General features: G+C 61.5%; 11 protein-coding genes. 6 read left to right on the top strand and 5 right to left on the bottom strand.

Going from position 1 to position 13,805, the window contains the following annotated elements; all coding sequences use genetic code 11:
* Nucleotides 1-20: 20 nt before the first annotated feature.
* Both ACFPN2_RS31900 and ACFPN2_RS31895 read right to left on the bottom strand, forming a co-directional pair.
* The gene (locus ACFPN2_RS31900) at nt 21-992 is read right to left on the bottom strand and encodes a FecR family protein (RefSeq protein WP_380604291.1); all 972 of its coding nucleotides are present in this window, start codon (nt 990-992) and stop codon (nt 21-23) included.
* Nucleotides 989-1,486 (bottom strand): sigma-70 family RNA polymerase sigma factor, encoded by a 498-nt coding sequence (locus ACFPN2_RS31895; protein ID WP_380604289.1) that lies wholly within the window; start codon nt 1,484-1,486, stop codon nt 989-991. The genes ACFPN2_RS31900 and ACFPN2_RS31895 overlap by 4 nt, the downstream gene beginning before the upstream one ends.
* Before the next feature lie 261 nt (nt 1,487-1,747).
* Here ACFPN2_RS31895 and ACFPN2_RS31890 point away from each other — a divergent pair, with 261 nt between their 5' ends.
* Nucleotides 1,748-4,573: a TonB-dependent receptor domain-containing protein gene (locus tag ACFPN2_RS31890; protein WP_380604287.1), complete on the top strand. Its 2,826-nt coding sequence runs from the start codon at nt 1,748-1,750 to the stop codon at nt 4,571-4,573.
* On the opposite strand, the gene ACFPN2_RS31885 is transcribed toward ACFPN2_RS31890, so the two are convergent.
* The gene (locus ACFPN2_RS31885; protein ID WP_380604285.1) at nt 4,546-6,096 is read right to left on the bottom strand and encodes a hypothetical protein; all 1,551 of its coding nucleotides are present in this window, start codon (nt 6,094-6,096) and stop codon (nt 4,546-4,548) included. The genes ACFPN2_RS31890 and ACFPN2_RS31885 overlap by 28 nt on opposite strands.
* Nucleotides 6,097-6,129: 33 nt before the next feature.
* On the opposite strand from ACFPN2_RS31885, the gene ACFPN2_RS31880 reads away from it, so the two are divergent.
* The 5 genes from ACFPN2_RS31880 to ACFPN2_RS31860 all read left to right on the top strand — a co-directional run bounded on the left by ACFPN2_RS31880 (nt 6,130) and on the right by ACFPN2_RS31860 (nt 12,101).
* Complete coding sequence (locus ACFPN2_RS31880; protein WP_380604283.1) at nt 6,130-6,600, top strand: NF038129 family PEP-CTERM protein; 471 nt, start codon at nt 6,130-6,132, stop codon at nt 6,598-6,600.
* A gap of 142 nt (nt 6,601-6,742) precedes the next feature.
* Nucleotides 6,743-7,315 carry an RNA polymerase sigma factor gene (locus ACFPN2_RS31875; RefSeq protein ID WP_380604281.1) on the top strand — a complete coding sequence of 191 codons (573 nt, stop codon included), beginning with the start codon at nt 6,743-6,745 and terminating at the stop codon, nt 7,313-7,315.
* 17 nt (nt 7,316-7,332) lie between these two features.
* Nucleotides 7,333-8,301, top strand: a complete 969-nt coding sequence (locus tag ACFPN2_RS31870; RefSeq protein WP_380604279.1) for a FecR family protein — start codon at nt 7,333-7,335, stop codon at nt 8,299-8,301.
* 123 nt (nt 8,302-8,424) lie between these two features.
* Entirely contained in the window at nt 8,425-10,968 is a 2,544-nt protein-coding gene (locus ACFPN2_RS31865) for a TonB-dependent receptor (RefSeq protein ID WP_380604277.1), read from the top strand.
* 20 nt (nt 10,969-10,988) lie between these two features.
* Nucleotides 10,989-12,101 (top strand): CehA/McbA family metallohydrolase, encoded by a 1,113-nt coding sequence (locus tag ACFPN2_RS31860; protein WP_380604275.1) that lies wholly within the window; start codon nt 10,989-10,991, stop codon nt 12,099-12,101.
* On the opposite strand, the gene ACFPN2_RS31855 is transcribed toward ACFPN2_RS31860, so the two are convergent.
* Nucleotides 12,088-13,080, bottom strand: coding sequence for a phosphotransferase enzyme family protein (locus tag ACFPN2_RS31855; protein WP_380604273.1), 993 nt, complete (start codon nt 13,078-13,080; stop codon nt 12,088-12,090). The genes ACFPN2_RS31860 and ACFPN2_RS31855 overlap by 14 nt on opposite strands.
* Before the next feature lie 10 nt (nt 13,081-13,090).
* Nucleotides 13,091-13,786, bottom strand: coding sequence for a class I SAM-dependent methyltransferase (locus ACFPN2_RS31850; RefSeq protein WP_380604271.1), 696 nt, complete (start codon nt 13,784-13,786; stop codon nt 13,091-13,093).
* Between the last annotated feature and the right edge of the window lie 19 nt (nt 13,787-13,805).

The raw sequence follows: 13,805 nt of genomic DNA, 5'->3' as shown, positions 1-13,805 counted from the left end.
ATCGCGACGCGAACTTCGATTCACTGTGCGTGTGCTTTAGCCGCGGTCACCAGTAAAACATTGGGCTGCCGGCGGTCGATGATCAGCTTGCGCTCCAGCGCCAGCGACTGTACGAACGTGATCGGATCGTCGAGCTTCACCGTGCCATAGATCACGGTGTCCGCGGGCAGGACCGTCTCGTCTATGTCGATCTGCACGAAGTTGTGGCGATTGAGCTCGGCCACGACCTGCGCGACCGTCTTGCCGTTGAAGTTCCACAGCCCTTCGGTCCACTGCAACTGATCGTCAACGTTGACCTTGCGAACCGCCAGCCGCGTGCCTTCGGCGATCGTCAGCTGCTCGCCTTTGTTGACATAGATGGGCTGACCCTGACCCCGGCCAGGCTCGACGCGCACGGTGCCTTCCTTGACTGTGACTTCAGGCGGGCCGTCGAGCAGCTTGACCGCGAACTCCGTGCCGACCGCTACGACACTGATGTCGCCGGCGCGTACCACGAAGGGCTTGGCGTCCTTCTTGACCTTGAACAAGGCCTGACCGTGCTTGAACGCCACCTTGCGCTCGTCATCGTTCACCTGGAAGTTCAGGGCGGTGCCCGGGCCCAGGAAGACGCCGCTGCCATCGTCGAGGCTGTCCGCGTGCCATTGTGTCGACTGGTTGACGAGTTGCTGCTGACTCCCGACGGTCGGCGGAAACGCCAGCAGCCCGCAGAGGATGCCGACTCCAGCTATGCCCGCGACCGCTTTGAGTGCAATCGAATCGCGCAGTAGCCGGCGCGGCGCGCGGCTTTTGCGGTGGGAGCGGGGCAACTTCTTCGCCGCCCGTAGCAACGCTGCCATTTCGCGGAATGTTTGCTCGTTCTCGGGCAGCGAGCGCCACTGCCGGCAGGCCAGCCGTTCGCTGGCCGACAGGGTTCCTTCCTGCGATTGGATCGCGAGGTCCGCCGCCTTCAAGCGTCGGCGCAGTTCGGCTCGTGAAAACTTCGGTGCGATCATTGCGGATCTCCATGAGTGCGCCCGGCTAGGGCGTGGCAGCGTGTGAGGGCTTGCTTACGCAACCGCCAGACGGTTGCGAAGCTGACATTCATGTCCTTGGCGATTTCCGTCAGCGCCACTTCATCAACGTAACTTCTCCAGAAAACATAGCGCTCCCGTTCCGGAAGCTTGTCCACGATCTTCGACAAAGCGTACTGATTCTCGTAGTCGGGCTCGGTGGCGCGGTCCGAGAAATCGTCCATCGACGAAGCCTCGAGACGCGCCCGTTCCCGACGCTGGCGATAGCGATCCTTCACCTCGTTGCGAATCTTCCAGCAGAAAAAAGCTTTCAAGCTGCGCATCTCTTCAGGGGGCTCCTCTACGAATTTCACCAGCACGCTGCCGACCACATCCCGCGCCTCCGCCTCGGCCATCCGCCATTCGCGCCGGCGCAGCCAGGCCACCAGCCAACGGATGAGGTTCTGATCGACGCCGCCCGGTATGTTTGATTTCATTGCCCGCCTCGCTGCCCGCTGCAATCGCTGCTATCGAGAAGACCGTGTCTGCCACGCCGCTCAACCCTGAATAACTTTGTTGGCCTGCCGCTGTTGTATAGACGTTGTCAGGCGGTATTTTTATTCACATTTCTTTCCTCCAGGTTTACAGCGGATTTAGCTTGCGAATGTTTGCAAGCACCCGGCCACGCGCGGCAGGGATCATCGTTGCCGGTAGAACGGTCAACATCGATGCAGCCCGGAGCTGTGTGCGCGACATCCATGAAGCCAAGCTACAGTTTGTTATTGTCTCTCTCGCTGGCGACGGCGCTTGCGACAGCGAGAGCGGAACATGCTTTATCGCCGCGAGACGAAGTGACGTTCGATATCGAACGAGCGCCGCTGGCGGAGGTTATGAATCAATTCAGTCTGCAGACCGGCCTGCAGGTTTACTTGCCGAACGCCGAGCAGGTCATCGTCGAGGCGTTGCGGGGCCGCTATTCCATCGAAGCGGCACTGAAGAAGCTGCTGGAGGGAACGGGTATCGAATATTTGTACGTCAACGAACGGGCCATCCTGGTGCGCAGGACGGCCCAAAGTCCCGGCACGCCCGTGGCGAAAGTGTCATCGGCGCGATCGCCGGGATCGTCCCCAGCCAATGCGTCGCCGCTCGAGGAAGTGATTGTCAGCGGTGCCCCTGGGAACGCGCTCGGTTTCACGGCGGCGACCATGACCTTCAGTCGCGAAGATTTCGACAAACAGGGCGAGTCTTCGCTCGCCAGGTTCTTCAAGTACATACCCCAGCAGCCGTACAACATGGACGGCCGCCGTGCCAGTGGCGCTGAATTCGTGGAGTTGCGCGGTCTCGGTCCAGGCACCACCGTGGTTCTGATCGATAACTTGCCAGTGGCCGCGTCCTCCGGCGACGGCGCGAGCGGATTTGATCTGAGCTCTATTCCGCTAGCGGCGGTGAGGCAGATGGAGATCACTTCCGATCCGCCGCCGGCCTATCTTCCCGGGGCGGTGGGCGGGGTCGTCAATATCGTTCTCGGCCGCGATCGCGAGCAGACGCTGGTCGATCTCAAATATGCGGCTGCCCGCGGTGGCGCGGGCGAGCGCAAGTTTTCGGCCGCCGGTAGTGCCGGCCAAAGAATCAAAGGAACATTTTCTCTGGAGTATCAGCAACGCGATTTCTTGCTAGGCGAGAAGCGCGACTTGTGGCGCAACCAGGACTATCGGCGCTTCGGCGGCGCTGACTACCGGGCGCCGACCAGCAGCCCCGGAAACATACATTCAGTGAATGGTGAGCGGCTGCCCGGTTTGCGCTCCTCTCGAGCCGCCATTCCCGATGGTGGCAGCGTCGGGCTGACGCCGGAGGATTTCGCGGAGACCGATGGACACGTCAATCTCGAGAGTCTGAGTCGGTACTATTCAGCGGTGCCCGCAACTGAACGTGGCAGCGCCTTCGGCAGAGTGGAAGTGGCTCTGGGCGATGCTATGGCCGTCTCGAGTGACTTGCTGTACACCGGCCGAGAAGTCATACAACAGCGTAACCCGCCCGTTTTGTCCGGCGTTCTCGTACCCGCCAGCAATCCCTACAATCCCTTCGATATACCGCTCGTGGCTGATGTGCTGATTGCAGGTATGCCGCCACAGCGGACGATTACAGATAACAAACTGGTGCGCTCGGTGTTCAGTGTGCGCAGCGTGGGCAGGCCCTGGAATGGCCAGCTGTCAATCATCAATACGCACGATGAGGTGTCCGTCACTTCGTTTACTGGCATTCCACAAGACAGAGTGGCGGCGGCGTTGTCGACGTCGGATCCGGATCACAGCCTGAACATATTCAATCCGGCCAGTTTGGGCAGCCGCGAGTTGCTGGAGTGGCTGGTGGATGAGGCCACCACTGCGCGCAGCTCGTCCAGCTCGACCTTGGTTCGGGCAACACTGAGCGGCAGAATCGGAACGGTGGACACGTTGTTCGGGCTGGACAGCGAGCGCATTCGCTCATCCTTTGCAGAGATCGCACAACAAACATTGCAGCGTCGCTCCTCGGCCGGTTTTGCCGAGTTGCGTGTGCCGCTGCATGCCACGTTGAATCTGAGCGCCGGCGCGCGTCTCGAGCACCTTGGCGACCTGGGCGAGATGACTGGCTTTCAGTACGGGTTCAGATGGCAGCCGGTTGCTTCGCTCACCGTGGTCGCTGCGTATGGCAAAGGCGAACGCGCGCCAACGCTATTGGAAATGATGCGGCCCCGGACGCGCAGCGAAGCGACCGTGGTGGACAGCAGCAGGCGGGGTGAGGTTCGTAGCATCGACGTCATCGTCGGTGGTAATCCCGATCTCGACCCGATGCGAACCGAATCCTGGTCATTGGCGATTACGCTGAAGCCCGAGTCGGGGTCTTACGAGGCGAGTGCGAAATATTGGAACATCTCGCTTCACGACCAGGTGATCGTGCCGTCGTTGCCACGGTTGCTCGATCACGCGGAATATTTTAGCGAGCGCGTGGTACGTGACACGCCGACGCCCGGCGATATCGCGGCGGGACAACCGGGGCCGCTGCGGCTGCTCGACTTCTCGCGGCTGAACAGCGGACGATTGGAAACCCGAGGGATTGATTTGCTCGCATCGAAGCAGGTCGACGCCGGCGCGTTCGGAGTGTTCTCTGGAAAACTGATGGCCACTTGGGTCGACAAATATGTGACCGCGGACGTGCGGAATATCAAAGGCACGGATCGCGCCGGCATCGCGAGTCCCTATGGGACGATTCCGCGATGGCGCGTCGTCGGCTCGCTCGCGTGGAAGCGTGGAATTTTCGGTGCGTCCACGACTGTTCGCTACACGCCGCCCTATGCGGACGCCTTTCTGGAACCGACCGGACGCACGATCCCATCGCAGACCCTGATGGACGTCGAGATGACGCTCGATCTGGCCACAACGACGGACAGCGCACTGCTTCGCGATCTCACTGTGTCGTTTGGAGTGCTGAATGTGTTCGATAAGACGCCGGCGTTCGCGACGGTCGGCTATTCGGCGGGCTACGATTTGTCGCAGGGAGACTTGCTGCAGCGAGTGGGCTACTTGCGGGTGGCCAAAGCGTTTTGAGCGAAATGGCGCCGTCGCAGCGCTGGCAGGAGCGTCACCAGTCCACCCAGCAGTAGGAAGATTGCAGGCGGCAGCGGCACTGGCGTCGTCGTTCCGGAGAGATTCCATGCAAGGGCATAGCTGCCGTCAAACGCTTCGGACTCCAGCGAAGAAACGGTGAGCCGATATTGTCGACCGCTCACCAGCGAGTACCAGAGGTTCTGGGTGTTATCGATCAGGCTGACCGAGTTGCCGACCTGCTGACCGGTGGTCTCGTCGTAGAGCGACAGTCCGAGGTTGTGCAAGGTCGCGCCGCCAGCGCTGCCGACCGCGTCCACGTCCAGATTCCACACCAGTGAGGCGGTCAGCTGATTGCGATTGGCGGTGGCGGTGAAGCTGTAGTTGAGCTCGGTGGCCGAGCCGTAACTGCCGCCGAAGTTTTCAACGTAGTCGAAGCCGGCGCAGATTCGGACGGCGGTACCGCACAACACCGAGCCCGCTTCGTGTTCGCCACCGGCGATGATTTGATGACTGGTCGATACATTGACCTGGCCGGCACCGTAACGACTGTCGAGGCCGTTGGCGGTGGCATTGCCGTTCGCTCGATAGTCGGTGATCTGAGAGGAGGTGCTGAGATTGTGAGTCTGGCGATCGGCACCGGCCATGATTGCGGCTTTGATCGTTTCGGCGCGCTCGGCGTTGTAGACGGTGGCGTCGGCTCGATTGGTCGTCGAGCCATGCGACAGCGTATCGGCGCCTGTGTGCCCGGTCTCAACCAGCAAGGCGGCCAATGACGATACGACGGGCGCTGCTCCGGAGGTCGTGGCCATCGGGGCGACGACGTCCGGGCGCGTTCGGCCGGCGGCATAAACCGCATCGACTGCGCTCAGATCGTAGGAGCCGCGAGGATGATTGCCGCTGGTCGCACCGACGGCGATGGAGTTGAACGCGCTGCCGGGGAGTGAGCGATTGGCGCTGCCGTTGTTCACGGCCGCCACATTGATGATGTTGTCTCGTTGAACCAGCCAATCCATGCGTCGCAGGACCTCGGCGTCTCCTACCGCATCGTTCAACGTGCCGACCCAACTATGGTTGATGACGCGTGCGTCCGTGATCGACGGCATCGCCGGTGTGCCTGCGCCGAGAAAATCCGTTGTCAGCCAATCGATCGCGTTGCCGAGACGCACGGTGCCAATTCCAAAAGCGAGCGCGTTGTTTCCATAGAACAGCTGGCCGACATTGAGCGCATGCCCGGAAGGGCTCGATGAGCGGCCGCTGGTGCTCGTCGTGAAATTGAAAGTCACACCGGAGAACACGCTGCTCGTCGAGCCTGTCACCGGACTCCAGATCGGCAGATTGCTGCTATCGACACCCGCGGGCGCCTCGACCTGCATCGCCGTGACACCGGCACCGGTCGGAGCGGTGCTACCGAGTCGCTTCACCAGATCGTCGTAACCGATATCGTTCTTGTAGTCCTGGGCCTGGACGCCTGCCGACATCGTCAGCAGGGCCACACAGGCCCAATGCGCGGTCGAAATTCTCATCCAGATAGAGTGCCGCACCTGGATGAATGAAGAGTGACGGTCGCCTGCCAGTCCACGAGCGCGCCAGACACTTGTCCGACATCGCTCCTGCAATGGATCGGCAGCACGACGCTGCTCGATGCGCCGCTGATCGAAGGCAACGTCACGGGCTCGTTGCCCACGACGGTGACGATGAACAACGGCACGGCCTTCAATGACTATTTACCCGCGGCTCAGTTCGGCGAGGCGTTTAGCTTCGTCGTGCAGTTCTCGGTCAATGTGACGCCGAGCGTGTTGGGCACTTCGTTCGCGTTGGCGCTGTACGCTGCCGATGGCATGACGCCGCTGCTGACTGACGACGTCTCGGGCAGCCTGGTGCGATTCGAGCTGAGTGCAACCGGTATCGACTACCTGGCGAATTCGTTGGCTGTGCAGGTCACGCCTGTGCCGTTGCCAGCTGCGGCGTGGTTGCTGCTGTCGGGCATGGTGACGCTGTTTGGTGCAGTTCGGCGCCGTACACGATAGTTATTGCTGTTGGATGACAACAGGAATTTATTTGCGGAGCAGGGTTCAAAACGACGCGGCGGAGGATCATTAGAGATGAGGGAGTTCCTGCGCCGCCCGATGCGGTTGCACTTGTCATCATTTTCGCAGAACGCTAGGGGCCATGAGCCGACGCGCAGCTGTCATCTCTGAACCGGATATCGCAATCGAGAGCCCGCTCGATCACGAGGCGCAGCCTTTGTTCGAGGCTGCGTTCCGGGAACATTACACGCCGCTGGTTCAGTACCTGCGGCGTCGAATCGGCTGCGAAAGCGAAGCGCGCGATCTGGCCCAGGATGCGTACGTCAGGCTGTTGCGCTATCGCGAGAACCAGAATCTGGAATCGCTCAAGGCGCTGCTGTTCCGGATCGCGACCAATCTGATGGGCATGCGCTCGCGGCGGGCGCGGGCTCGCCGCTGGAATGAGCACCAGCCCATGGATGAAGAGCTCATCGTGGCGGCGGACTCGCCGTCGCAGGAACAACAACTGGGCGATCAGCAGCAGCTCGACCGCCTGATGGCCGCCATCCAGCGGCTGCCGAACAAATGCCGGCAGGTGTTCGTGCTCAGCCGGTTTCACGACATGGCCTATCCGGAAATTGCCACTCGCTGCGGTATCAGTGTCAAAATGGTCGAAAAGCACATCACGAAGGCGCTCGCAATTTGCCGGGCCGAGGTAGGTGACTCCCGGTCATAAGCATTGATACATCTGAAATGCACGGGAACACCCCTCCACAGATCCTTGCCGAGGCCGAACGCTGGTACGTCCGCTTGAAGGCGGCGGACTGTCGACCCGAAGAGCGCCTGGAATTCGAGCGCTGGCAAGCCATTCCCGAGCACGCTGCCGCTTTCGCCAAGACCGAAGCAATGTGGCAATCCTTCGACTCCCTCGCGGACCGCGAGGACATGGAACTTCTTACCCAGCAGGTTTTCACGGACACTGCGCATCGGCCGCCGCCAATGGCACGTCGCGTATTCATCGCGGCCTCTGTTGTTGCCGCGGTCGGCGGTGGCGTGTTCCTCTACACAGTCGAGCGCAAGGAGCCGACGGTTGTCTATGCGACCGGTGCCGGCGAGCGCAAAAGCTTCGATCTCACCGACGGCTCGGTGCTCTCATTGAACGTTGCGACCGAGGTCGAGATTCGTTTCAGTGATCGCGCCCGGCACGTCACGTTGCGTCGGGGCGAAGCGCTGTTCAAGGTTGCGCATGACAAGACCCGACCGTTCACGGTAGCAACGGCGGACGGACAAGTCATCGCATTGGGGACGCGTTTCCAGGTGCGCAATGACGATGCGAAGATCACTGTGACTTTGCTCGAAGGCAGCGTCGCGGTCAGCCGTCCCCAGCTGCAACAGCGAACGGTGCTGGTACCCGGCGAGCAGTTGCACTTCGCGAGCGGGGAGACGGCAATCGCCCGACGCAATGTTGACACCGACGTAGTGTCCAGCTGGAGCACAGGTCGTTTGCGCTTCCGCGCGACACCGCTCGCGGACGTGCTCGCTGAAGTGAATCGTTATTCCAACCGGAAGATCCGCATTGACGATGCATCCTTGCGCAGCACGCCCATCAACGGTGCATTTGCGGTTGGCGACAGCGACTCGGTCGCCGATGCGCTCGTCGTACTGTTGCATCTTCATGTTTCACATCGGGACGATCTCAGCATCGTACTTGCGTCGCAGTAGCTGAACGCGGCGCGTCCCCTCACAGCCCGTATGAAACCTTTGTGACAAAGGTAGGGCGCTCGGAGCGTGCGGCATTTGATCGGGTAACCGTCGTGGGACGGCGGCACGCGCAGGGAATCACCGATGTCGGATATCGTCAGAGCGATCAGAAACACGCTTTGTTTGGCGCTGGCCAGCGCGAGCGCATTGGGCGCCACGGCGGATGCGAAGACGCCGCATCATTTCCAGATTGCCTCGGGGCAGCTCGCCGACTCGCTCGAGGCGCTGAGCGAGCAATCCGGCACTCAGATCATGTACGAGGCGCCGATCGCGAACGATGCACGCGCGCCGGCGCTCAACGACACGTTGAGCGTGAACGACGCGCTCGATCGTTTGCTCGCGCAGACCGATCTGCGCGCGGATCGTGTCAATGACAGGACGGTGGTGTTGCGCAGAGTCGCGCAGGCCAAGCCCGCGACGACCAATGCAACCAGCCGTCCAACGCGAGTGGCGGTGGCCGCGACGGAGCCCACGATGGGCCAGGTTGAAGTCGTGACGGTGACGGCACGCAAGCGTGAAGAGCGTTTGCAGGATGTGCCCGCATCGATCGCCGCCGCATCGGCCGAGACGCTTTCTCAATTGAATATGGTGAGCGTCACTGAACTGGATGCCGTGGCGCCAGGATTGACGTTTGTGACCAACCCGAGCCGGTTTGGCTCCGGTCCCGCCATCGCGTTACGCGGTATCAGCACGCAGACGCAAGGTTCGGGCGTGCAGGATTCGGTGGCGATCGTCATCGACGGCGTCGTGTATGAGCGCGCCAAGGCGGGCGCATTTCCTGAATTGAGCGACACCGAGCGAGTCGAAGTGCTGCGCGGTCCGCAGGGCACGCTGTTCGGCAAGAATGCCTCCGCCGGCGTCATCAGCATCACGACCAAGGATCCCACCGAAGAATTCGTTTCGGAAGCCGGCCTCGGCTACAGCGACTACAACACCATCGACGTGCGGGGCTCGATGTCGGGCTCACTGGTCGACGATCGTCTCACCGGACGGATCTCGGCCTATCGCAGCTCCAGAGACGGCTACGTCGAAAACATCTACGACAACTCGGAATGGGAAGACGACGAACAAACCGGCTTCCGCGGCAAGTTGGTGCTCGCGGCCACCGATAGCGATCAACTCAAGCTGTCGACGGACTATGTCGAGCAGAAGAACGGCGGCGGCGCGAACATCATTCGCGCGTTCACACCGCAGACGCCTCAGTACGTGATCGAAGACCTGGGCAGCATCGTCGGTCTCGAGAACGACAAGATCAACGCGCGCAGCTTGGGCGAGAATCGTCAGGAGTCGCGAGGAGCAGCGCTGCAGTGGGATCATGCGTTGGGCGGTTACGACCTGACGACGTTAGTTGCGTATCGCGCCTACAACCAGGATTTCCACGCGGGCACCTATACCTGGCTCACGCCGCGTAACGATGGCGACCAGTTCGGTTACACGGATCAGGATCAGTATTCGGCGGAGATTCGTATTGCGTCGCCGACCGAGGGTCCCATCGATTACGTGGCGGGTTTGTATCTGCTCAATAACGAGACCGAGATCGGGCTGCAAGATCCAGGCACGCTGGTGGTCGGCACCACGACCCGGCAAGCGAGCAGCCAGATCAGCAATGTCGAGATGTTGAATTACGCAGCGTTCGCGGAGGCTACGGCAGAAGTGACAGATCGTTTGTCATTCACCGCCGGTCTGCGCTGGACGCACGACGAAGTGGACATGAAGGTGGTCGGATTTCCTATCGCGCCAGGGACGGTGCGATTTCGTCATCCGCTCGGCGTCACCCAGGATGAGGCGAGTGCCAGCAAGGTCTCATGGCGTGCTGGCGCGCAGTGGCGAGCCCATGAAGACCGGATGTTCTATGTCTCGGCCGCGACGGGCTTCAAGGGCCCGGGCTTCAACGTGAACATCGCCGCGATCGGCGACTCGCAACCGGTCCGCCCGGAAACGTCCATCAGCTATGAAGCGGGCATGAAGTCGCAGTTCTTCAATCGCCGCGTGACGCTGAATCTGAACGCGTTCGTGTCGACGTTCGAAGACTTTCAGACCCAGGGCGGTCTGATCGAGCCGAGCAATCCGAACGCCCGCATCGTGCTGTTGAATGCGGGCAAGCTGAAGACGCAGGGCTTCGAGGCGGAGTTCGCAGCGTTGGTGAGCGAGTCGCTGGAGTTTGGCGGCAACGCGGCCTATGTGGATGCGACGTACGACGAGTTTGCGAACGCGCAGTGCTACCCGGGCCAGCCGCAAGGCGCCGGTCAGTGCGTCGGCACCGTGCAGGATCTCTCGGGTGAGCGTTTGCCGAACTCGCCGCGTTGGAACTTCAACGTCTTCACCAAATATCAATTCCCGGTGCCCGGCATCGCGTGGGACGGTTTTGCGACGCTGGACTACAGCTGGCGCGACAGCATCCAGTGGAACCCGCTCGGCAGCCCGTACGGCATCGAGCCTTCGTATGGCTTGCTCGGTGCGTCCATCGGCATGCGGACGCAAAACGATCACGTGAACATTAAGTTGTATGGAAAGAATCTGACGGACCAGTTCCACACCAGCGGCATCGTCGTCGGCCAGGTCGTGACGCACTTTCTGCCGCCGGACTATCGAAGGATCGTGGGCATCGACGTGAGCTTCAGCTACTGAAGCGGGACAGGAGAGTGGGAATGAGGTCGATTGTTCCGCAGGCGGCGCTGCTCGTCATGAGCGCGCTGTCCGTCAACGCGTTCGCCGAAGAAGTCGGCGAGTCGATGAACTGGTATCGCTGCAACACTCACACGCACACCAGTGCGCCGCCCAAGTCCGATGCGAACGCGTCGCCGGAATTCGTGGCTGAGTGGTACAAGTCGCACGGCTATCAGTGTCTGGTGATCACCGATCATGAGTTCCTGACCGATGTAACGCCCTTGAACAAGAAGCACGCGGAGCGGGGCGAGTTCCTGGTGATCCAGGGGCAGGAGATCACGCAGGCGCTGATCGATGAGTCTCGCCCCACGGGCAAGCGTCACTTTCATATCAACGGCATCGGCACCGGGCGCGCCATCATGCCGATCGGTTATCCGGCGGGCGCTCGCGATATCGCGCCGGTCGACATGTATGTGAGAAACATTGCGGAGATCCAGGCGGCGGGCGGCATCGCGCAGATCAATCATCCGAATCTGCAATGGTCGGTGCAGCTGAACGATCTGTTGCCGCTGGATCAGCCGTTCTTGATGGAGGTGTGGAACGCGTTCCCGACTTCCAACAATCTGGGCGGCATCGACGACATCGGCAATGTCGCGCCTTCCTCGGAGGCGATGTGGGACAGTTTGCTCAGCGCCGGCAAAGTCGTGTGGGCCGTGGCCTCGGACGACACACACGAGTACTACCGCTTCGACGATCGGCTCAGTCCCACGCCGGGGCAGGCTTGGGTCGTCTTGCAAGCGCCGCAGCTGACTCAGAGCGCGGTCATGGCAGCGCTGCGACAGGGCCGGTTCTATGCGTCCACCGGTGTGACTCTGCAGAGCTATGAGGCCGACGAGCGCGGCATCTCGATGCGTCTGGTACAGACGCCGGAATGGAGTCCGTCGACGTCGAAGCCGAATACTCGGATCGTCACTCGATTCATCGGTGAGAGCGGTCGTCTGCTCGCCGAGGTGACGGGGCTGAATCCTGCCTATCGTTTCAAGGGCGACGAACAGTACGTGCGCGCTCAGATCGTCGATTCGAACGGCCGCCGCGCATGGACTCAGCCGGTGTTCCGCGACGGCCGTCTGAACCAGCTGCTCAGCCGTCGATGAGCTCCGCTTCGATCCGCTCGCAGAACGGCACCGTGTTCTCCAGGTATTCGTCGGAAAGAAAGTAAGCGCCGGTCTCCGGCAGTCGTCCGACGAAATGCGCCGTGGTCCACAGGTGCTTCAGGATCATGAACAGGCCCACGAACTTCAGCGAGTCGGCGGCCGCCGGGCGCACTTGCAGATAGCTCTCGATGAAAGGAGGCCAGGCACTGTTCTCCTGATTCTCGAAACGGGCATGCCAGCGATACGAGGCGAGATCGAACACCTGCCAGCCCGCGCCACAGAAATCGAAGTCGAACAGCACCAGCCGGTCGCCGTGCAGTCGGGCGTTATTGGACCAAACGTCGCCATGACAAAAGCCCCAATGCAAGTCCGGGGCAGCTCGTTGCAAACGCTCGCCGGTGCGCTCGATGAGGCGCTGGAGGTCACGAGCGATGGCCGGCTTGTTCGCAACATGAGCCAGCACCTTTGCGACCGGAACCTGGAACAAATAGCTGGCGTCGAGTCTTGGGCGCGCCGAGCTCGGCGGTAGATCGTCGCCCGCGATGTGCAGATTCGCGATGAGTGCGCCATAGCGTCGCGCTTGGGCGTCGTCGGTGTACTTCGGCGCGCGGCCATCGGCCCAACGAAACAGTACCGCTTTACGCACGCCTTCGGGCGCCCGAATGGAACACACCCACTTGCCATCGCGCCTTGGCACGGGCATCGCGACGTCGACGCCTTTGCTGCCCACGTGTCTGATAGCCGCCAGCTCACCGAGGATGGCTTCCTCCGAGCGCCAGCTGGCGCGGAACACTTTCATCGCGAACCGCTCCCCGGCGGCCGACACGAAGTAGGTGTCGCTGACGCCCCGGCAGAAGAAGATACATTCGAGCGAGTGATCCAGGTCGTAGTGATGCAGCAGCAGGTCCCTGATCGATTCCGCCCGGAGCGTCGAGTACAGGATGACGGCCTGCAGTGGCACAGGGTTGTGGTCGAGCATCGCGCAGTCCTCAGCCCTTGAGGCGATACGACACGGTCCATAGCCGGGCCGGGCCGTCGATGTCGCCGACTTCCTGCTCCAGGAAAGTCACATCCTCAGCCACGCCGTCGAGTAGCGCCTCGAACTCCGCCTTGGTGGGGAAGTTCTTGACGGTCTCGAAGCGCGTCCCGTCGCGCAGACTGCGCTCTTCGTAGTTGTCGCCGTGCTCGTCGACGCGACGCTTGACCCACTCGGCCTGGTATTCGAGGTTGTCGGAGAAGGAGACAAACGCCCCCGGCCGCAGCTTGGAATGCAGCGCTCGGAGGAAAACCGGGCACATGGCGCGTGGAATGTGCGACCACCAGTACTGTGCGAAGGCCGCTGAGAACGTTTCCTGGACCGTGTCGAGTGTGTACGCATCCGCCACCTGACATCGAACGTTCGGAAAGCGTCGCAGGCGCTCACTCGTTGCCTGTACCAACTCAGTGTGGACGTCTGTTGCCACTACCGAGCGCGCAGTCGCTGCGATCACTGCCGTCCAGTAGCCCGTGCCGCAAGCGATCTCCAAGACGTCGTGACCGGCAAAGGCGGCCTGATGCTGTTCCTTCAATCGAGCATAACCGGCGTCCACGTTGTCGCGATGGTAGCCGGTGGTCTCGTGATATTCGTGGGCCCGGGCCTGGTAGTAGGCGGCGACGCGGGCGACATTCTCTTCCATGGATGGCATGTTGGGTTCCTTCCTGAGT

Source organism: Steroidobacter flavus, from assembly GCF_042651805.1.
Classification (GTDB): Bacteria; Pseudomonadota; Gammaproteobacteria; order Steroidobacterales; family Steroidobacteraceae; genus Steroidobacter; species Steroidobacter flavus.
The sequence above is the reverse complement of the archived record's forward strand: the minus strand, read 5'-3'. Positions and strand labels throughout refer to the sequence as shown.

Coding starts and splice junctions, on each gene's coding strand:
- ACFPN2_RS31850 (WP_380604271.1), bottom strand. CDS start 13,786: ATGCCATCCATGGAAGAGAATGTCGCCCGCGTCGCCGCCTACTACCAG.
- ACFPN2_RS31885 (WP_380604285.1), bottom strand. CDS start 6,096: ATGAGAATTTCGACCGCGCATTGGGCCTGTGTGGCCCTGCTGACGATG.
- ACFPN2_RS31855 (WP_380604273.1), bottom strand. CDS start 13,080: ATGCTCGACCACAACCCTGTGCCACTGCAGGCCGTCATCCTGTACTCG.
- ACFPN2_RS31890 (WP_380604287.1), top strand. CDS start 1,748: ATGAAGCCAAGCTACAGTTTGTTATTGTCTCTCTCGCTGGCGACGGCG.
- ACFPN2_RS31865 (WP_380604277.1), top strand. CDS start 8,425: ATGTCGGATATCGTCAGAGCGATCAGAAACACGCTTTGTTTGGCGCTG.
- ACFPN2_RS31870 (WP_380604279.1), top strand. CDS start 7,333: ATGCACGGGAACACCCCTCCACAGATCCTTGCCGAGGCCGAACGCTGG.
- ACFPN2_RS31875 (WP_380604281.1), top strand. CDS start 6,743: ATGAGCCGACGCGCAGCTGTCATCTCTGAACCGGATATCGCAATCGAG.
- ACFPN2_RS31900 (WP_380604291.1), bottom strand. CDS start 992: ATGATCGCACCGAAGTTTTCACGAGCCGAACTGCGCCGACGCTTGAAG.
- ACFPN2_RS31860 (WP_380604275.1), top strand. CDS start 10,989: ATGAGGTCGATTGTTCCGCAGGCGGCGCTGCTCGTCATGAGCGCGCTG.
- ACFPN2_RS31895 (WP_380604289.1), bottom strand. CDS start 1,486: ATGAAATCAAACATACCGGGCGGCGTCGATCAGAACCTCATCCGTTGG.